This is a genomic window from Streptosporangium canum, assembly GCF_900113865.1.
Taxonomy (GTDB): domain Bacteria; phylum Actinomycetota; class Actinomycetes; order Streptosporangiales; family Streptosporangiaceae; genus Streptosporangium; species Streptosporangium canum.
On sequence record NZ_FOQY01000031.1, the window covers coordinates 19,151 to 37,475 of the forward strand.

An 18,325-nucleotide genomic window follows, 5' to 3' on the forward strand; every position below is an offset into this window, starting at 1 on the left:
GCCGCCAAGGGCAGGCGACCGAAGGCCCGCCAGCAGAAAGAGGACAACGAGTGGTGCAGGGAACAGGATCTTTCACCGACCTGGCATGGTTGCTGGACGACCTGGTCGCGCGGGTGGGGGAAGCCGAGCACGGAATCGTCTTCTCCACCGACGGCCTGCTGCTGGCGGCGTCGGCGGGGTTCGACCGGGCCGACGCCGAGCACCTGGCCGCCGTGGGGTCGGCGATCCAGAGCCTGGGCCGTGGGGTCAGCGACCGGGTCGAGGGCGGCGCGGTGCGCCAGACCATCATCGAGATGCGGTCGGCATACCTGATCGTGGCCGCGGCCGGGCAGGGAGCGTGCCTGGCGGTGCTCTGCACACACGAGGCCGACGTCGGCCTCGTGGCCTATGAGATGGCCATGCTGGTCACCCGGGTCGGCCAGTACCTCACCTCGCCCGCGAGAGCGGATGCCGCCAGGGATGACGCCCCGCGATGAGTCCCTTCGAAGAGCACCCCGAGACGCAGTGGGTGGGAGAGGAGGCCGGGCCGATCGTCCGGCCGTACGTCCTCACCCGGGGCAGGACCGAACCGACCCGGGGCAGGTTCGACCTCATCACTCTGGCGGTGACCGTCCGCTCCGCCTCCCCAAGGGAGAGCGGCCTCGACCCGGAGTGCCTGGCCATCGTCCGGTTCTGCCGTCAGCCCCAGTCGGTAGCGGAGATCGCCGCGCACATGAACCTTCCGGCGGGCACCATCCGTGTCCTGCTCAGCGACCTGCTGGACCAGGGATTCATCGCCCTGCAAGAACCTCATTCGGAGACGGACATGCACGACGAGAGCCTGTACAGGGCGGTGCTCGATGGACTCCGCGCACTCTAGCCGTGACGCCGGGCAGGTCAAGCTGCCCAGGGCGATCAAGATCCTGGTCGCCGGAGGCTTCGGAGCCGGTAAGACCACCCTGGTCGGCACGGTCTCCGAGATCGAGCCGCTGCGCACCGAGGAGACGTTGACCAACCGGGGCGTCGGGGTCGACGACCTGTCCGGGGTGGAGACCAAGCAGACGACCACGGTTGCGATGGACTTCGGCCGCATCACCATCGGCGACGACTACCGGCTCTACCTGTTCGGCACCCCGGGACAGGAGCGGTTCTGGTTCCTCTGGGACGAACTGGCGCTCGGCGCCCTCGGCGCGGTCGTCCTTGCCGACACCCGCAGGCTCGCCGACTGCTTCCCTTCCCTCGACTACTTCGAGCGGCGTGAGACACCGTTCATCGTCGCGGTCAACTGCTTCGACGGAGCCCGCCGCTACGACCTCGACGAGGTCCGGCTCGGCCTGACTCTCCACCCGGACATCCCGATCGTGCTGTGCGACGCGCGGGAGCGGGAGTCCGGCAAGGAGGTGCTGATCACCCTCGTGGAGCACGCGATGAAGATGCGCCTCGGCACGGCGCCGGCCGCCGGGAACACCGCGCCGGCGACCTGACGCGCGCCCTCCCCGGAGCCCGTGGGCCTTGGGGAGGGAGCTGACCGTCTACGGATCATCTCTGCCCCTCAGATAGCTATAAATCAACACTTATGGCGCTCCGTCCCCCGGGTGGCCCGTGCCGGGCGTGCCACGATGACGGCGATCACGAGGAGTTCATCACGGGGAGAGATCCATGTGTGACGATCCGGCCATGCCCCCCGCCGTGGCGCGGGCCCTGGAGGAGTACCGGGCGCTGCTCGCCGAACACGGGGTCACCTGAGGTGAGGACCCCATCCCCTACGTCAGGTCCATGACCACCGACGAGCCGGTCACCGTGCTGGTGGACGGCCGGGCGCACGAGATCGGCCCGCGCGGCGCGCGCCTCATCAAGATCACCAGCGGGAGCGAGGTGATCGCCGACGGCGGCCATGCAGCACGGCGAGGACCTGCACGTGCTCAACCTGGTCGCCGGGAACGTCTCCTCGGCGCGCGTCTACGACTCCGAGGCGCTGGCGCACTGGGCCGGCCGGGACCTCTCACCGGGAGAGCGGGTCACGGTCACCGCGAGATCGATCGGCCCCGAGGTGGAGAGGCTGGAGATCCGCACCGCCGACGGCGTCCTGGCCGAGGGGCCGCCCGCCGAGCTGACCTGCGAGCTGGTCGTCGGCGACCCCGCCTACGTCGTCGCCCTGGCCGTCGGCGGGCCGCACGAGCGCGCCTTCACCGGCGGCGCCTACGCCCACACCAGCCCGGTCTACCTCGACGTCGCCGGCCGCCACGTGGCCAGGGAGCAGGACGTCCGCTGGTGCCTGGAGTGGCTGGACGGCATGGAGACGCTGCTCCGCAGTCAGGGCACGTTCGAGACCGCCGGGCAGCTCGGCGACCATCTGGAGCTGATCGGGCGGGCCCGGGAGGTCTACCGCGCCCGGCTGGGCTGACGGCCGGCGGCCCCGGACCTAAACTGCGGTTCATGTCCGAGCAGGGGCGGCCGGCATGCCGGCATCCGCGATGACCGCCAGGGAGCCGACCAGATGATCACCAAGGAACTGACCATCGGCGAGCTGTCCGAGCGCAGCGGCGTGGCCGCCTCCGCGCTGCGCTTCTACGAGCGGGAAGGGCTCATCCACAGCCGGCGCACCACGGGCAACCAGCGCCGCTACCACCGCACCACTCTCCGCCGGGTCGCGTTCATCCGCGCCTCGCAGAGCGTCGGCATGCCGCTGTCGGTGATCGGGGAGGTGCTGGGCTTCCTGCCGGCTGACGTCCCGCCCAGCCGCGAGTTCTGGGTCCGTGCCTCCGAGTGCTGGAGCAGGGAGATCAACGCCCGCATCGAGAAGATGGAACGGATGCGCGACCGCTTCACCGAGTGCATCGGCTGCGGCTGCCTGTCGTTCGAGCAGTGCGCGCTGGTCAACCCCGGCGACGAGCTCGCCGGCCAGGGGCCGGGGGCCCGGCGTCTCTGAGAAGCGGCCGGGGCCGGGGGCCCGGCGTCTCTGAGAAGGGACCGGGGGCGAGGCCGGTGTCTGTGAGAACCGGCCGGGGCAGGGGGCGGCGTCTCTGAGAAGATCGTCCGATGGACGCGAAAACGGTTCTCCAGACGGCGGACGAATGCCGGGCCTTCCTCGAATCAGGGCTCGGCCGTGACTGGGAGAAGGGGATCCCCGGGATGGAGTGGACCGTCGCCCAGGCGGTCGCGCACATCTCCGACACCCTCCTGTGGTACGCCACGGACTTCGCCGCGGGGCAGCGCGAACTCAGCACGATGGATCTGCGGGTGCGGCCGGAGAGCCCCCCGGCGGACCTGGCCGCCACCCTCGGGACCTTCGCCACGGTCGTGGCCAGGGTCGTCCAGGGCGCCCCGGCCGGGGCCCGGGGCTGGCATCCGTACGGCATGGCCGACGCCTCCGGGTTCGCGGGCATGTCCTGCGACGAGATGCTGATGCACACCTATGACGCCTCCCTGGGTCTGGAGCTGCCGTTCACCCCGTCCGCCGGGCTGAGCGAGGCGACCCTGCGCCGCCTGTTCCCCTGGGCGCCGCACGACACCGATCCATGGCGGACGCTGCTGTGGGCCAACGGCCGCGCGGACCTCCCCGGCCATCCCCGCCAGCGCGAATGGCGCTGGCACTGCGCCCCGCTGGAGGAATGGGACGGCGCGGCCCCCTGAGGCGCCGGCCGCCGCGGTCGCTACTGTGAACTGCGTGATTCACCGAACGTGGTTGGCCGTCCTGCTGCTGGTGGCGCTCGTCGCGGGGTGCGGCGCCGGATCCGCCGTCTCCGACCTGGGCCTGATCGTCCACGGGGGAGTCGGCAGGACAGCGGACGTCCGGCTCACCCCGGGCCAGCGGTTCTCGCTCGCCGTGGACGAGGACGCCTCCGCCGGAGACAGCTGGCTGATGCCCGACCTGCCGGACGTCATGGTGGCCTCGTTCATCAGCGAGGAGTACCGGGCCGCCTCCGAGAAGCCGGGCGCGGGCGGGATCCGCTACTTCGTCTTCAACGCCAAGCGTCCCGGCACGACCACCGTCACGATCTCCAACTGCCGGCGCTGCCCGGCCGATCGGGTGCCCGCCGACGAGCAGAGCAGGCGCGCCTCGGGTGAGGCGATCTTCCGGATCACCGTCGCCTGAGCCGCGCGCCGCCGGGGCGGTCCGGGTGGATGGTCCGGGGCGGGCGGTCCGGGGTGGGTGGCCCGTGCCTCGCCGAGGATGCGAGGCTGATGCCCATGAATCGGTTGTCTCAGGTTGATCTGTCGCAGAGGCTGCACAAAAGGGAGGCGGCCGAGCGGCTCGACGCCGCCCTGGACCGTCTGCTGCGCCTGCGGCTCGTGCTGGGCGGGCAGGTCGGGGAGAAGCGCATCGGCCCTCCGCTCTGCGCGGTGTTCGAGGGCTGGGACGCCTCGGGCAAAGGAGGGGCCATCAAGCGGCTGGTGCGCCCGCTCGACCCGCGGCACGTGCGGGTCGCGCAGTTCGCGGCGCCCACCTACGACGAGAAGCGGCATCACTTCCTGTGGCGGTTCTGGCCCGTCCTGCCCGGCTGGGGCGGCATGGCCGTGCTCGACCGTTCCTGGTACGGGCGGGTGCTGGTGGAGCGCGTGGAGGGCTTCGCCACCGAGGAGCAGTGGTCGCGGGCCTACGGCGAGATCGTGGAGTTCGAGCGGACCCTCGTCGCGGAGGGCATGATCATGGTCAAGTTCTGGATGCACGTCTCCGAGGAGGAGCAGTTGCGGCGCTTCCGGGATCGGGCGGCCGATCCCCTGCGGGCCTGGAAGCTCACCGACGAGGACTGGCGCAACCGCGACAAGCGCCCGCAGTACGAGGCCGCGGTGGAGGACATGCTCACCCGCACCGACCATCCGAAGGCGCCCTGGCACGTGGTGGCGGGAGACGACAAGCGGCTGGCCCGCGTCACGGTCGTGGAGACGGTCTGCGCCGCGGTCGAGGCCGAGCTGCGGGTCCGGGGGTACGATCTGGGCGATCCGGGCGATCCGGGCGACCTGGCCGCTCCGGGCGACCTGGGCGATCCCGTCGACGTCCCGGCCCGGATGCCCCGGTAGCCGGCGGCGAGCCGTTTCTCGTTCATTTCACCCAATTTCTGTAAATAGCCTCTCTTGTTGGAATTATGGGAGGACAAGAAATCGCGCGTGCGCCGGATATCGGGGTATGCGACAGAATCAAGTGGTTGTTCACTCGTCATTGGGAAAGGTGGAGCGCATGCGGTGGAGGTCGAGGCTCGGCAGGCTGGACCGGCGGCTGTTCGCCACGGTGGCGGACGCCCGGCTCCCCGGTCTCGAACGCCTCGTGCCCGCCCTGTCGCGCGCGGCCGACAACTCGTTGCTCTGGGCCGGTCTCGCCGGGACGCTGGCGGTCAGCGGGCAGCGGCCGCTGCGCCGCGCCGCGACCCGCGGGCTGCTGGCGATCAGCCTGGCCAGCCCCCTGGTGAACCTGGTCGGCAAGCAGCTCTTCGGCCGGACCCGGCCGTCGCTGGACGGCCTCCCGCTGGCGCGGATGATCAAAGTGCCCGCGTCGGCCTCGTTCCCGTCCGGCCACTCCGCCTCGGCCGCCGCGTTCGCCACCGCCGTGGCCATGGAGGCCCCCGTCGCGGTCGCGCTCCCCGTCGCGCTGCTCGCGGCGGCGGTCTGCTTCTCCCGCGTCTACACCGGCGTGCACTACCCCGGTGACGTCCTGGCGGGGGCCGCGATCGGCGTGGCGACCGGGCTGGGCACCCGGCGGCTCTGGCCGGAGGCCGTGACGGGCGCGCCGCGCGTGGTCACCGCGCCGCCGATGCCCGGTCACGACCCCGACGGCCGGGGCGTGGTGGCCGTGATCAACCCCGTGGCGGGCGGCGAGCCGTCCATGGCCGCGACGGTGCGGGCCGCGCTGCCCGGGGCCGAGGTGGTCGAGGCGGACGGGCGGGACATGGCGGAGCTGATGAGCGAGGCCGCCGCCCGCGCCCGGGTGCTCGCGGTCGCGGGCGGCGACGGCACGGTCAACCTCGGGGCGCAGGCCGCGCTGGAGCACCGCAGGCCGCTGCTGGTCATCCCGGCGGGCACGCTCGACCACTTCGCCGGGGCGTTGGGCCTGGACGGTCCCGAGGAGGCGATGACCGCCTACCGGTCGGGCGAGGTGGTCGCGGTGGACGTGGGGGAGGTGGCCGGCCGGGTCTTCCTCAACAACGCCAGCCTCGGCGTCTATCCGGAGCTCGTCGACCGGCGTGAGTCCATCGAGCGGCGCGTCGGCAAGTGGCCCGCGCTGCTGTGGGCCCTGAGCCGCGTGCTGCGCACCGCCGAGCCCGAGAAGGTGGTCGTCGACGGCGTCCCCCGGCGGGTCTGGCTGCTGTTCGTCGGCAACTGCCACTACGACTCGCGCGGAGCCGCGCCCCGCCTGAGGCGGCGGCTGGAGGACGGGCTGCTGGACGTCCGGCTGCTGACCGCCGCCTCCCGGCTGCCCCGGCTGCGCGCGCTCACCAGCGTGCTGCTGGGCGGGCTCGGCCTCTCCCGGCACTACCAGCAGTGGCAGGCCGACACGCTGAAGGTCTCCTCGCCCTCCGGAGTGGTACGGCTGGCGCGCGACGGCGAGACGTTCACCGTGACGGGAGACGTGGAGTTCACCAAACGGCCCCGCTCCCTGCTCGTGGTCCGCCCGGCGGATTAGGCCGTCCGCGCCGAGGCCGGGCCGTCCGCTCGGCGGGGGAGAGGCGGAATGGAATCGCTTTCACCGGCATGTGCGCCCGCGCAGTCTCTCGTATCTCGATAAATTACGACACGTTTATGAGAGCCATTTCATATCGCTTTCCGTGCTGTTCCTGCGGGGGCCGGACGTCCCGCCGCCGACCGGGTGACGATTCGGAGAAAGGGCGATTCCCCGTTGACGTGTCGTGATCGATCCGGCGATAGTGGGGCAGGTGACTACCCCCCGTCTGCTGTCCTGTGCCGTGGTCACCGTGCTGGCCCTGACCGCCTGCACCTCCGGCACCTCCAGTGATCCCGTGGTCGGCTCGGCCACCGCGGGCGGTGTCGTGGGGACGGTGGGCGGCGGAGGGACGGGCGCGCCCTCCAGCGGCACGCCCACCCCCACGGGCCTGACCCCCGAGGCCTACCGGGCCGAGCTCGACAAGGCGCGCGGCCCGATCAGGGAGGCGCTCAAGAAGCTGGACGCGACCGGCGGCAAGGGGCTCGACGAGCGGCTGGAGAAGACGGTCGCCTCGATGGAGGAGGCGGTCGCCGGGCTGGAGGCCCTGGTCCCGCCGCCCGAGGTGAGCACCGCGCACGGCGACTACGCGGGAGCGCTGCGCAGGCTCGTGGCCGCGCTGTCCGCGGCGCAGGAGGACGTGCGGGCACAGGAGGTCTGCACCGGGCCCGCCGTGCTGACCGGGGTTCATGAGGACGGGCGGCTGTCGCCCGTCCGCGACAGCGGGAACGCGCTGGCCGACCTGGGCGACTACCGCGCCGACGTCGTCCCGGTGAAGGTCGGCAAGGAGCGGTCCCGCCGCCTGTCCAACGGCAAGTACATCAACTCCGAGGGCCGTCCCGGGCGGGCCTACCTCGAACTGAAGAACGGCAACAGCCGGGACGCGGTCGTGGTGCTGGTGCGCGGCAAGAAGAAGGCGATCCGCGTCTACGTCCGCAAGAAGTCGAAGTTCAGGATCCAGGGCGTGCGCGACGGAAACTACAAGGTCTACTACACCCTGGGCACCGACTGGGACTCCAGGGCCCGCAGCTTCACCCGGTCGTGCGACTTCGAGCAGTTCGGCAAGTCCGTGCGCTTCAGGACGGTCCGCACCTCGACCCAGATCCGCTGGACCGACTGGACCATCACACTGAACGCCGTCAAGGGCGGCACCGTGCGGCCCAAGCGCATCAAGCCCGGCGAATTCCCCGGCTGATCCCCCGGCCGCAGACGCGAAGACCGCGATCCCGTGACGGGATCGCGGTCTCGGTGCCACCTGATCGGATCAGGTGGAGAAGAGCATCCCCACCCAGCTGCGCTGGCGGTGGTGGCCGTAGTGGCCGCCGTGGTGCGGCGCGCCCCAGGCGGGGGCGCCGTGCACCGGGGGCGGAGGAGGCGGCGGCGGCGCGGCATGCGACTGAGACCACTGGCTCTCCATGCGAGTCAGCGTCTCCAGCTCGCCATAGTCCAGGAAGATCCCGCGACAGCCATCACACTGGTCGATATGGACGCCATTGCGCTCATAAGTGCGCATTGCGCCGCGACACTTCGGGCACTGCATCTGGCTGATCTCCTTGTCCTTGGCATTCCCTTGACGTAACCACAACCTACTGCGTGGGCACACTATGACAGGCGCTCCGGAGCTGAACAATTCTTTGGCAGGTGTCGATCAGCACCTGCTCGACCTCGTCCAGCGGCCGTCCCTCCCGCTTGGCGGTGGCCACGGCCGCCGCCGTGAGCTGCACGGTCATCGCCTGCGCCGGCAGATCGAGCCGCTCCCACGGGTCCGCGCCGGCTCCGGCGGCGAGTCCGCCCGCGGCGCGGTAGGCGCCCAGGAAGCGGTGCCACACCTCCGGCTCCAGCAGTCCGGCCGCGAACCAGGCGGCGGGCCTGGCCAGATCCCAGGCCGGGTCGCCGATCCCCAGGTCGTCGACGTCGATGAGGATCCATCCGCCCGGCAGGCGGACCAGCTGGCCCATGTGCCAGTCGCCGTGGGCCGGTGAGCCGGGCCCGGCGTCGAGGGAAGGCAGGCAGGCCAGGGCCCGGCGCACGACGCGCTCGGCGGCGGAGTCGCCGTCCAGGCGGGCGACCGTGGCGGCCACCCGGGCGGGCCCGCCCGCGGCCGGCAGCGAGGGCAGCTCCCGCGCCGGTACGGCGTGCAGCCGGGCCAGCAGCCGGGCGGATGCCTCCCAGGGGGCCGCGTCCGGGTCCCGGTGGTCCACCGGGACCCCGGCCGGCCACACGGTGACCAGCCGGCCGTGGACGACCGTGACCTCCTCGGTCAGCGGTTCGAGCATGATCCCGCGCAGCGCCGGGTGGGCCACGGCCCGCATCCGCTCCACCAGCGGCGCCTCGGCCGCCCCGGGGGCGTGCGCCTTCACCACGACGGATCCCGCCCGCACGATGATCACGTCCGGCCTGGTCGGCAGCACCTCGGCGGGCGCGTCGCCGTACCGGGCGCCGATCCGGAGCAGTTCGTCGATCAGGTCGTCGCTGTCGTCCATCCGGCAAGTGAACCACTGATCCGCGGCTCGCCGTACGGCGCATAAAGTGCGTGGCATGAGGATCGGATTCGCGGTGCCGGTGTCGGGATCCTGGGCGACGCCCGCCAACATGGCGCGGGTCGCGCAGCGGGCCGAGGCTCTCGGCTACCACGAGGTGTGGACCTTCCAGCGCCTGCTGTACCCGCGGGGGCATCCGATGGGGCCGGTCTACCGGAGCGTGCACGACCCGGTGGTCACGCTGGCCTACCTGGCGGGGATGACCAGCCGGGTCCGGCTGGGCGTGGCGGTGCTCAACATGCCGTTCTCCTCGCCGGCGATGCTGGCCAAGCAGCTCGCCAGCCTGCAGGCCGTGTCCGGCGGCAGGCTGGACGTCGGGCTCGGGCTGGGCTGGCTGCCGGAGGAGTTCGCCGCGTCGGGGGTGCCGTTCGAACGGCGCGGCCGGCGCGGGGAGGAGTTCGTCCACGTGCTGCGCCGGCTCTGGTCGGAGGAGGTCGTGGAGCACAAGGGGGAGTTCTACGAGCTGCCCCCCGTCCATCAGGATCCCAAGCCGATCACGCCGCCGCCGATCCTGCTGGGCGGGAGCGCGGAGGTGGCGCTGCGGCGCGCGGGGCGGCTGGCGGACGGCTGGATCAGTTCGAGCCGCGAGGACCTCGACCGGATCGACGAAAAAATCTACATTGTAAAGGAGGCGGCCCGGACCGCGGGGCGGGACCCGGAGGCGCTGCGTTTCGTCACCCGCGGCGTCACCCGCATCCGCCCGGCCGGAGCCGCCGGCCGCGCCCCGCTGACCGGCTCGTTCGAGGAGATCCGGCGGGATGTGGCGGCGCTGGAGGCCAGGGGCGTCACCGACGTCTTCCACGACCTCAACTTCGATCCGGAGATCGGCTCGCCCGACGCCGACCCCGAGGAGTCGATGCGGCGGGCCGGAGCGGCACTGGAGGCCCTCGCGCCATAACCAAGCGTTTGGTTGTATAAGGGGATGAGGGAACAGGAGATCGCGGACCGGTTGGAGATCGGCGACCTGCTCGCCAAATACGCCTACTCCATCGACACCGGCGACTGGGCCAGGCTCGACCTGGTGTTCACCGCGGACGCGGTGATCGACTACACGGCGGCCGGCGGCATCCGGGGCACCCGGGACGAGGCCCGGCGATGGCTGGCCGAGGTGCTGCCGAACTGGCCGGGGCGCCAGCACCTGATCGGGGCGACGACCGTCAGGTTCGAGGGGGACGAGGCCGTGGTCACCGCCTCGTTCACCGACACGCTCGCCCCGTCCAGGGACATGGTCGACGCCGGCGCCGCCGGGCTCATCCGCGGTGGCGGGTGGTATCACCACCGCATGGTCCGCACGCCGTACGGCTGGCGCAGCAGGGAACTGGTCGAGGAGCAGAGCTGGCGCACCATGCAGTAGGGGGCCGCCGATGTGCGGGCCTGATGACGTGTCGCCCGTCTCGGACCTGTCATCCTTGTTCCGTACCTGTTGGGCTGGAACGCGGGGGAACGGTGAACGAGCGCAAGCCGATCGAGTGCTGGCTGTCGGACATGGACGGAGTCCTCGTCCATGAGGGACATCCGGTGCCCGGGGCCGATGAGTTCGTCCGCCGTCTGCGCGAGTCCGGCAAGCGGTTCCTGGTGCTCACCAACAACTCCATCTACACCCCGCGCGACCTGGCCGTACGGCTGCGCGCCGCCGGCCTCGACATCCCGGCGGAGTCGATCTGGACCTCGGCGCTGGCCACGGCGAAGTTCCTGGCCGGCCAGCGTCCCGGCGGCTCCGCCTACGTGATCGGCGAGGCCGGTCTGACCACCGCCCTGCACGAGGCCGGTTACGTCCTCACCGACATCGAGCCCGACTACGTGGTGCTCGGCGAGACCCGCACCTACAGCTTCACCCAGATCACCCGGGCCATCCGGCTGATCGAGGGGGGTGCCCGGTTCATCGCCACCAACCCCGACCCGGTCGGCCCGTCCACCGAGGGCTCGCTGCCCGCCTGTGGCGCGGTCGCGGCGATGATCACCAAGGCGACCGGCGTGGAGCCCTACTTCGTGGGCAAGCCCAACCCGATGATGATGCGCAGCGCGCTGCGGGCCATCGACGGTCACAGCGAGAGCACCGCCATGATCGGCGACCGGATGGACACCGACATCGTCTCCGGCATGGAGGCGGGGCTGCACACGATCCTGGTGCTCAGCGGGGTCATGGCCAAGGACCAGATCGACCGCTACCCGTTCCGCCCGTCCCAGGTGGTCGATTCCGTCGCCGACCTGATCGACCTGGTCGACGACGGTATCTGACCCGATCCGTCCACCCGGCGGCCGTCTCTCGCGGGCGGTGCGCATTCCGGTGGGCCGGACCCGGGAACAATGGCGTACCACAAGAGTGGCACACAGCCATGAAAGTGATTTATATCTCACGGAGCGTCGATTAAGCCGCGCTTCGTGAGATATCGCTATGAATCATGTTTCTCCCTTCCGCAGGGCTTAATTCACGTTTACCGTCTAGGCAGGATCGGGGCCGACGAGAGGCGGTCGTGAGCATGCGGCGATGGAGAACGGCCTGGCTGATGCTTGCCGTGGCATCCCTGATCACCGTCGGCGCGGGTGGTGGAGCCGCCTCCGCGTCCGTGCGGCAGAGGGACGACATGGACAAGGACATCTCCACCGCCGTCTATGTGGTCAACCGTTACTGGGCGACCCACTGGTCGCAGTTCTTCACCGGCGGATACTCGCGCCCCGGCGTTTTCGGCGGCTACCAGAAGGGCGGGAGAAAGCCGCCTTTCTGCGGTGCGAAACGGCTCGGCTACGACAACGCGTGGTACTGCCGCGACGGCGACTACCTCGCCTGGGACATCGACCTCATGGAGGAGGGCTACAGCTCCGGGGACGCGTGGGTATATCTGGTCATCGCCCACGAATGGGGACACGCCGTGCAGCGGCGGCTCGCCGGCTCGCTGCTCCTGCGCACCTACGAGCTCCAGGCGGACTGCCTGGCCGGAGCCGCCCTGTACGGCGCGGCGGCGGACGGGACCCTGCAGTTCGAGAGAGGGGACCTGGAGGAGATCGAGGAGGCCCACCGGAGGCTGGGCGACGAGACGTCGTGGACCGATGTCAGCGATCACGGGACCGCGGCCCAGCGGATATCCGCCTTCAAGCGGGGGGCGAGGTACGGCGTGTCCGCCTGCCTGCCCCGCTGACGCGGCGGAGGCCGGTCCCGTGCCGCGGGGACCCACCGGTGCGGGCCCCGCGGCCGGAGATCACGAGATCAGCGTGGGCAGCCGGTCGATGTGGTCGGCCAGGTAGGCGCCGAGCTCCGGGGGGACCAGGTTGATGGCGGTGATCTCGGCCGGGTCGAGCGGCAGCCGTACCACCTCGTAGAGGCCGCGGGCGGGGTCGGTGAACTCGGGGCCGCATCGCAGGGCCGGGTCCATGGAGACCAGGCGGCAGCCGTAGACGTGCTGGGTCTTGACGCCCTCCTCGCGGACGCACTCCAGCGTGGTCAGCGGGGTGACGCCGGAGACGGTGGCGCCGAGCTCCTCCAGGACCTCGCGGTGGAGGGTGTCCTCCAGGCAGGCGTCCTCCGGCTCGACGTGCCCTCCCGGGATCGACCAGTAGAGCTCCTCGCCGGGGACCGTGCGGCGGAACAGCACGAGCCGGTCGTCGTCGAGCAGGACCGCGCGGACGCTGGGGACGAGAGGCATCTGCTCATTCTGCCACCGCGTCCCGGCCGCCTTCCCGGAGACGGCCCGCGTGAACGGGGCCGGCCGGAGGAGAGGGAGGCGGGACGGCCCGGCCGCTCAGATGTCGCGGCGCAGGCGCTTGAGGTCGGAGCGCTGCTTCTTGGCGGTTATCCGCCGCTCGACGGCGCCTCTGCTGGGCTTGGTCGGGCGGCGTTTCTTGGGTGGCGGGGCGATCGCCTCGCGCAGGAGCTGGGCCAGCCGCATCTCGGCGGCCTCACGGTTGCGCAGCTGGGAGCGGAACTCCGAGGCGGCGATGGTGACGACGCCGTTCACCAGGCGCGACCCCAGGCGCTCCAGGGCGCGGGCCTTGAAGACCGGGCCGAGCGCCTCGGTGGCGGCCAGGTCGAAGCTGAGTTCCACCCGGCTGTCGGTGGTGTTGACCCCCTGCCCGCCGGGACCCGAGGAGCGGGAGAACCGCCAGTGGAGCTCGGCCTCGGGGACGGAGACCGAGCCGCTGATCTGAAGCGGACCGGGCATGGCGGGTTACTCCTTCTCATGGATTGTTACCGGGTGTGCGTTCAGAATAACGGGGAGGCAAACCCATTCATCAAGTTATTTATGCCCCATTCGGGGCGTGCTGATGGGGGTGGTCTTGTGGCGTTCGGCCCTTTCCGTCACAGTGACTGCGGGCAGACCGCAGAGATCGGTGACGAGAAGGCGTGGGGTGCGTGGACAAGATCGTCGGTGTGCACGGGATAGGCAAGTACCACTACTACCGCGACGCGGGAAACTCCGTCAGCGGCGCCGCCGCCGCGGTGCGCGACAAGTGGGACCGTTACCTGCACAAGGGCCTGACCGGTGGCGGCCCGTACGCCAAGGAGCGCTACATCACCGAGGTCGCCTACTACGCCCACCTGCTGGGCGAGAACAAGGACGACTCCCCCCGCGCCGTGCAGAGCATGGACACCGGCGCCCAGGAGGTCTTCGTCGCCTGGGCCAGGCAGCTCGACTCGGTGGGGGAGGGCCTGACCGGCGCGCTGCACCGGGTGACCGGCTGGCTGCTGGACCGCCTGCAGGGCAACGCCGCCGAGTTCGCCAGGTTCTTCTGTCCCGAGGTCGCCGCCTACATGACCGCCGGCGGCGAGGCGCGGGCGGAGGCGCGTGCGGCCGTGGCCGAGGTGATCAGGCGTAACCGGCCGAAGGTGGTGATCGCGCACTCGCTGGGCAGCGTGGTGACCTACGAGACGCTCTGGGCGCACCCCGACCTGGAGGTGGATCTGCTCATCACCCTCGGCAGCCCGCTCGGCATGCGCAACGTGATCTTCGAGCGCCTGCTGCCCGCCCCGGTCAACGGCTGGGGCGCGCGGCCCCGGCAGGTGCGGCGCTGGATCAACATCGCCGACAAGGACGACATCGCGGCGATCCCCCCGGGGCTGCGGGCCTGCTTCACCGGGGTCGATCAGGAGGCCCTGGTCAACCTGGACTGGCTCGACTTCCACACGGTGGAGAAGTATCTGGGCTGCGGCGCGCTCAACGAGCATCTGAGGCCGTACCTGGGCTGACAGCGGCTGACAGAGGCGCTCGCCTGTGCAACGGCTGTTCACCCTGCCTTGATTCGCAGGCCACAGTGGGGACAGGTGGAGACGTTGCACTGGCGGTGTGGAGCAGAAGTCGTCACGCAGAGTGTTCCTGTCCGTCGCCGCCGCGGGTGCGGGCGGCCTGTTGCTCACCGGGGCCGGTCGCGCTTCGGCCGTGACCTCCAGAGCCCTGAGCCGCGATCCGTTCACTCTCGGCATCGCCTCCGGCGACCCGTCACGGGACGGGTTCGTGCTGTGGACCAGGCTCGCCCTCGACCCGCTGGGGCCGGACGGGCGGGGCGGGATGCCGGCCCGGGACGTGGACGTCGAATGGCAGCTCGCCACCGACGAGCGGTTCGCGAAGGTGGTCCGCGGCGGTACCGAGACCGCGCGCCGGGAGCGGGCGCACAGCGTCCACGTCGAGCCGTCCGGGCTGGAGCCCGGACGGGAGTACTTCTACCGCTTCCGCGCCGGCGGTCACCTGTCGCCGGTCGGCCGCACCCGCACCGCCCCGGCCGCCCTGTCGCCGCTCACCTTCGCGGTGGCCGCCTGCGCCCACTACGAGCACGGCTACTACACCGCGTACAGGAGGCTGGCCGAGCAGGACCCCGACCTGGTCGTGCACCTGGGCGACTACATGTATGAGTACGCGCCCCGGGGGTACACCGCGCTCGGCGGGAGCGTCCGCCGGCACACCGCGGGCAAGTGCGCCACGCTGGCCGACTACCGGCTGCGGCACGCGCAGTACAAGAGCGACGCCGACCTGCAGGCCGCGCACGCGGTCGCACCCTGGCTGGTCGCCTTCGACGACCACGAGATCGAGAACAACTGGGCCGCCGGCGTCTCCAGCAGCGGCGCCGCCGGATTCGCCCGGCGCAGGGCCGACGCCTTCCGGGCCTACTACGAGAACATGCCGCTGCGCCGTGCGAGCCTGCCCGGCGGCTCGTCGATGCGGATCCACCGCCGGGTGGACTGGGGGCCGCTGGCCCGCTTCCACCTGCTCGACACCCGGCAGTTCCGCGACGACCAGGCGTGCGAGGACGGGCTCAGATCCGGCTGCGACGAACGGCTCGCGGCCGGGCGCACCCTGCTGGGGGAGGGGCAGCGGCGCTGGCTGCTGGACGGGCTGGCCGCCTCCGGCGCCCGGTGGAACCTGGTCGGCCAGCAGATCCTGATGGCCCAGCGCGACTCCAAGGTCGGGCCGGGCACCGAGGTCAACATGGACTCCTGGGACGGCTACGCCGCCGAGCGCGCCCGGCTGCTCACCGGCTTGCGGGACTCCGGCGCGGCCAACCCGGTCGTGCTGACCGGCGACGCGCACATGCACCACGCGGCCGACCTCAGGCTCGACTTCGACGACCCCGGCTCGCCCCGGGTGGCGGTGGAGCTCGTCACCTCGTCGATCGCCAGCGACGGCGACGGCTACCGGGACAGGGGGCGGATCGCCGAAACCCTCGCGGAGAACCCCCACATCTCCTATCTCGACCAGCGGCGCGGCTACATCGTCTGCCGCCTCGCCCCGGATGAGCTGCGGGCCGACTTCCGCACGCTGGACTACATCAGCCGCCGGGGCGCCCCCGCCAAGACCGGCGCCCGCTTCACCGTTCCGGCCGGGCAGTCCTCCTTGATCTGACTAGGGGGAATTTCCGGCTATTTGTTAGATGATGCGGCAATGAGTCACCTCGCCAAGAGGCTCACCGCAGCGGCTCTCGCCGCCGCGCTGGGCGGTACCCTCCTCGTTCAGAGCCCCGCCATGGCCGCGGGGCCCGCCGTCCCCGCCACGACCGCTTCACCCGCCGCCGCGACCGCGTCGCCCGCCGGCACGGCCGCCGCGAAATTCGGCTACGAGATCTCCTTCCCGAAACACGTCCGCCGGGGCGGGTCCCTCGTCTTCACCGTCAAGGTCCGCAACCGGAAGGCCCGTGGCCAGCATTACGTGGCTCTCGTCGGCGACTTCCCCAGCGGCTTCCGAAAGATCAGAGTGGTCGCCAAGCCGCGCAGCGTGAAGTGCTCGGTCAAGCGGCGCGACCTGGCCTGCTGGATCACCTCCCTCGACAAGGGGGACTCGACCACCGTGAAGATCCGCGCCTGGGCGGGCTCGCGCCGCGGCACCGCCACGGTCAGGTTCGGCGTGCTCGCCACCAAGACCCCCGGCGCGAGCCTCGGCAAGATCGCGAAGAAGGTCCGCCTCACCATCAAGGCAAAGACGAGGATCCTGTGAGAGGCCGTCGCGGGGAGGCCGCTTCCGGCCGGTGCGCGGTCGCCGCGTGCGGGCCAGGGTGAGGAGACCGCTTCCGGGCGGCATGCGGCCGTCGTGTGCGGTCAGGGCGCGGCGGCCGCGGCCGGTCAGCGTGCGGACGAGACCCCGGTGAGCGCGTAGCCGAACAGGGCGTCCCCGGCGGCGGTGGCGAAGGTCCGCGCCGCCGCCGGGCGCACGCCCGGATACGCGCCCTTCCTGGTGTCCCCCCGCAGCAGGGTGAGCCTGCCGCCGCCCGGAGCGGCCACCACCAGGCCCCGGCCCGGGAGCGTGGCCAGGGCGGCGCCGAAGTCACCGCCCCGGCCGGTGATCAACACGTTGTTCCTCCTGGTCAGGCCGGCGGAGCGGCTGCCGGCGAGCACCTGGACGGCGTTCTCCCCGGGCGCTCCCACGATCAGCTCGTCGTCCCCGTCGCCGTTGAGGTCCCCGGCGGCCAGCGCGGCGCCGAACCGGTCGAAGTAGCGGGGCTCGCCCTCGAGTGACCGCTGCGACCACGCCTGCGAGGTCGCGGTCCGCAGCCCGGTGCGCGAGCCGTAGACCACGTCGACGGTGCCGTCGCCGTAGTCCATCGCCCGCTGGTCGTCGGTCAGGCCCTCGCCCGGCACCCCGATCGCCAGGTCGTCTCGGCCGTCGGCGTCGAAGTCGCCGGTGGCCAGCGCCGCTCCGAAGGAGTCCCAGGGCTCGCCGAGGCCGGCGATCCCCGGAGTGTCCTGGGTGAGCAGGGTCGCCCTCCTGCGGTGGACGTCGAGCACGGTGACCGAGCCCTGGCCGTTCCTCTTCGAGATCGTGTCGGCGGGGGCGCCCACCGCGATCTCGTCGCGGCCGTCGCCGTCGAAGTCGCCGGCCGCGAGCACCGCCCCGAACTGGTCGGTCTCCTTCGCGCTCTGCCCGACCCAGCCGCTGTCCTGGCCGATGATCCGCGGCCCGCGTCCCTTGAGGCCGTACAGCGCGACGCCGCCCCCGCCCAGGCCCGGGACGCCGATCACCAGTTCGTCGTCCCCGTCGCCGTCCAGGTCGGCGGCGGCGAGCGCGGCGCCGAACCGGTCGGGGCCGCGCCTGCCGCCCAGATCCCCGGCGTCGATCATCTCGCCGGCGCGCAGGCCGTCCGCGGAGCCGTGGAAGAGCTGCACGGCGCCGTCGCCGTCGGCGCCCGGCCGGGAGCGGTCCTCCTCGGAGACGCCCACGGCGAGGTCGGCGCAGTGGTCGCCGTCGAAGTCCCCGGCCGCCAGCGCCGAGCCGAACGCGTCCCCGGTCTCCGCCGCACCGGGCACGCCGGGGCTGTCCTGGGTGAGCCGTCGCTCGGCGTGCGTGCCGTACAGGACGGTGACGGACCCGGCGCGGGCGTGACCGCCGACGGCGGCGTACGGCGCGGCGACCGCGAGATCGGCGCGGCCGTCGCCGTCGAAGTCGGAGGGGACGCCGGAGCAGGTCCCGGCGGAGGCGGAGACGGCGGGGGAGGCGGGGAGGAGGACGGCGGAGGCGAGGACGGCGGAGGCGAGGAGCGAAGCTCTCATACGGGGAATGGTCTCCGGAAATTCGGACACTCCGCCCACTGGGATGTGAAATTCACATGACCAGCGTGGGTAGAGAACATGCCGACCCCGGCGCCGGAGCACCACGGCTGATGCCGCCTCCAGCCTTCCGACGGTCAGTCGCTCCTGGCCGTGCCGATCCTCCTCACGGGCCTTTTCGGTTGC

General features: G+C 71.7%; 22 protein-coding genes and 1 pseudogene. 17 read left to right on the forward strand and 6 right to left on the reverse strand.

The features are described from left to right. Window positions 1-50: 50 nt before the first annotated feature. From BM085_RS32730 to BM085_RS32775, 10 genes are all read left to right on the forward strand, one after another. The gene (locus tag BM085_RS32730) at window positions 51-476 is read left to right on the forward strand and encodes a roadblock/LC7 domain-containing protein (protein WP_093890689.1); all 426 of its coding nucleotides are present in this window, start codon (window positions 51-53) and stop codon (window positions 474-476) included. Next, a complete protein-coding gene (locus BM085_RS32735; protein WP_093890690.1) occupies window positions 473-859 on the forward strand; it encodes a DUF742 domain-containing protein in 387 nt (128 codons plus the stop codon). The genes BM085_RS32730 and BM085_RS32735 overlap by 4 nt, the downstream gene beginning before the upstream one ends. Next, complete coding sequence (locus tag BM085_RS32740) at window positions 840-1,463, forward strand: GTP-binding protein (protein ID WP_093890691.1); 624 nt, start codon at window positions 840-842, stop codon at window positions 1,461-1,463. The genes BM085_RS32735 and BM085_RS32740 overlap by 20 nt, the downstream gene beginning before the upstream one ends. Before the next feature lie 410 nt (window positions 1,464-1,873). Next, window positions 1,874-2,383 carry a CehA/McbA family metallohydrolase domain-containing protein gene (locus BM085_RS32745; RefSeq protein WP_093890692.1) on the forward strand — a complete coding sequence of 170 codons (510 nt, stop codon included), beginning with the start codon at window positions 1,874-1,876 and terminating at the stop codon, window positions 2,381-2,383. Between the two features lie 93 nt (window positions 2,384-2,476). Next, window positions 2,477-2,908: a redox-sensitive transcriptional activator SoxR gene (soxR, locus tag BM085_RS32750; protein ID WP_093890693.1), complete on the forward strand. Its 432-nt coding sequence runs from the start codon at window positions 2,477-2,479 to the stop codon at window positions 2,906-2,908. A 110-nt stretch (window positions 2,909-3,018) separates the two neighbouring features. Beyond that, entirely contained in the window at window positions 3,019-3,612 is a 594-nt protein-coding gene (locus BM085_RS32755) for a maleylpyruvate isomerase N-terminal domain-containing protein (RefSeq protein WP_093890694.1), read from the forward strand. A gap of 34 nt (window positions 3,613-3,646) precedes the next feature. Then, window positions 3,647-4,075 (forward strand): protease inhibitor I42 family protein, encoded by a 429-nt coding sequence (locus BM085_RS32760; RefSeq protein ID WP_245789837.1) that lies wholly within the window; start codon window positions 3,647-3,649, stop codon window positions 4,073-4,075. Window positions 4,076-4,170: 95 nt separating this feature from the next. Continuing rightward, on the forward strand, window positions 4,171-5,001 hold the full coding sequence (locus tag BM085_RS32765) for a polyphosphate kinase 2 family protein (protein WP_093890763.1): 831 nt from the start codon (window positions 4,171-4,173) through the stop codon (window positions 4,999-5,001). Between the two features lie 157 nt (window positions 5,002-5,158). Beyond that, a complete protein-coding gene (locus BM085_RS32770) occupies window positions 5,159-6,598 on the forward strand; it encodes a bifunctional phosphatase PAP2/diacylglycerol kinase family protein (RefSeq protein ID WP_177245391.1) in 1,440 nt (479 codons plus the stop codon). Window positions 6,599-6,848: 250 nt separating this feature from the next. After that, window positions 6,849-7,829 (forward strand): hypothetical protein, encoded by a 981-nt coding sequence (locus BM085_RS32775; RefSeq protein WP_143121167.1) that lies wholly within the window; start codon window positions 6,849-6,851, stop codon window positions 7,827-7,829. Window positions 7,830-7,898: 69 nt separating this feature from the next. Here BM085_RS32775 and BM085_RS47555 read toward each other — a convergent pair whose 3' ends face one another. The 3 genes and pseudogenes from BM085_RS47555 to BM085_RS32785 form a co-directional block, all read right to left on the reverse strand. Beyond that, complete coding sequence (locus tag BM085_RS47555) at window positions 7,899-8,051, reverse strand: hypothetical protein (protein WP_370879609.1); 153 nt, start codon at window positions 8,049-8,051, stop codon at window positions 7,899-7,901. A 15-nt stretch (window positions 8,052-8,066) separates the two neighbouring features. After that, window positions 8,067-8,174: pseudogene (locus BM085_RS47560) on the reverse strand (TFIIB-type zinc ribbon-containing protein); the annotation flags it as partial. 46 nt (window positions 8,175-8,220) lie between these two features. Then, window positions 8,221-9,117 carry a phosphotransferase family protein gene (locus BM085_RS32785; protein ID WP_093890698.1) on the reverse strand — a complete coding sequence of 299 codons (897 nt, stop codon included), beginning with the start codon at window positions 9,115-9,117 and terminating at the stop codon, window positions 8,221-8,223. Window positions 9,118-9,172: 55 nt separating this feature from the next. On the opposite strand from BM085_RS32785, the gene BM085_RS32790 reads away from it, so the two are divergent. From BM085_RS32790 to BM085_RS32805, 4 genes are all read left to right on the forward strand, one after another. After that, on the forward strand, window positions 9,173-10,072 hold the full coding sequence (locus BM085_RS32790) for a TIGR03619 family F420-dependent LLM class oxidoreductase (RefSeq protein ID WP_093890699.1): 900 nt from the start codon (window positions 9,173-9,175) through the stop codon (window positions 10,070-10,072). 24 nt (window positions 10,073-10,096) lie between these two features. Then, complete coding sequence (locus tag BM085_RS32795; RefSeq protein WP_093890700.1) at window positions 10,097-10,528, forward strand: nuclear transport factor 2 family protein; 432 nt, start codon at window positions 10,097-10,099, stop codon at window positions 10,526-10,528. A 92-nt stretch (window positions 10,529-10,620) separates the two neighbouring features. Continuing rightward, window positions 10,621-11,412: an HAD-IIA family hydrolase gene (locus BM085_RS32800; RefSeq protein ID WP_031161243.1), complete on the forward strand. Its 792-nt coding sequence runs from the start codon at window positions 10,621-10,623 to the stop codon at window positions 11,410-11,412. Between the two features lie 269 nt (window positions 11,413-11,681). Continuing rightward, a complete protein-coding gene (locus BM085_RS32805) occupies window positions 11,682-12,311 on the forward strand; it encodes a neutral zinc metallopeptidase (protein WP_245789838.1) in 630 nt (209 codons plus the stop codon). A 60-nt stretch (window positions 12,312-12,371) separates the two neighbouring features. On the opposite strand, the gene BM085_RS32810 is transcribed toward BM085_RS32805, so the two are convergent. Both BM085_RS32810 and arfB read right to left on the reverse strand, forming a co-directional pair. Next, the gene (locus BM085_RS32810) at window positions 12,372-12,815 is read right to left on the reverse strand and encodes an NUDIX hydrolase (protein WP_093890702.1); all 444 of its coding nucleotides are present in this window, start codon (window positions 12,813-12,815) and stop codon (window positions 12,372-12,374) included. Window positions 12,816-12,911: 96 nt separating this feature from the next. Then, entirely contained in the window at window positions 12,912-13,331 is a 420-nt protein-coding gene (gene arfB / locus BM085_RS32815) for an alternative ribosome rescue aminoacyl-tRNA hydrolase ArfB (RefSeq protein WP_093890703.1), read from the reverse strand. 191 nt (window positions 13,332-13,522) lie between these two features. Between arfB and BM085_RS32820 the strand changes: the two genes are divergently transcribed. The 3 genes from BM085_RS32820 (at window position 13,523) to BM085_RS32830 (ending at window position 16,592) form a co-directional block, all read left to right on the forward strand. After that, window positions 13,523-14,356 carry a hypothetical protein gene (locus BM085_RS32820; protein WP_093890764.1) on the forward strand — a complete coding sequence of 278 codons (834 nt, stop codon included), beginning with the start codon at window positions 13,523-13,525 and terminating at the stop codon, window positions 14,354-14,356. A gap of 97 nt (window positions 14,357-14,453) precedes the next feature. Continuing rightward, complete coding sequence (locus tag BM085_RS32825; RefSeq protein WP_093890704.1) at window positions 14,454-16,004, forward strand: alkaline phosphatase D family protein; 1,551 nt, start codon at window positions 14,454-14,456, stop codon at window positions 16,002-16,004. A 39-nt stretch (window positions 16,005-16,043) separates the two neighbouring features. Then, window positions 16,044-16,592 (forward strand): hypothetical protein, encoded by a 549-nt coding sequence (locus BM085_RS32830; protein WP_093890705.1) that lies wholly within the window; start codon window positions 16,044-16,046, stop codon window positions 16,590-16,592. A gap of 125 nt (window positions 16,593-16,717) precedes the next feature. On the opposite strand, the gene BM085_RS32835 is transcribed toward BM085_RS32830, so the two are convergent. After that, complete coding sequence (locus BM085_RS32835; protein ID WP_245789839.1) at window positions 16,718-18,142, reverse strand: FG-GAP repeat protein; 1,425 nt, start codon at window positions 18,140-18,142, stop codon at window positions 16,718-16,720. Window positions 18,143-18,325 lie beyond the last annotated feature (183 nt).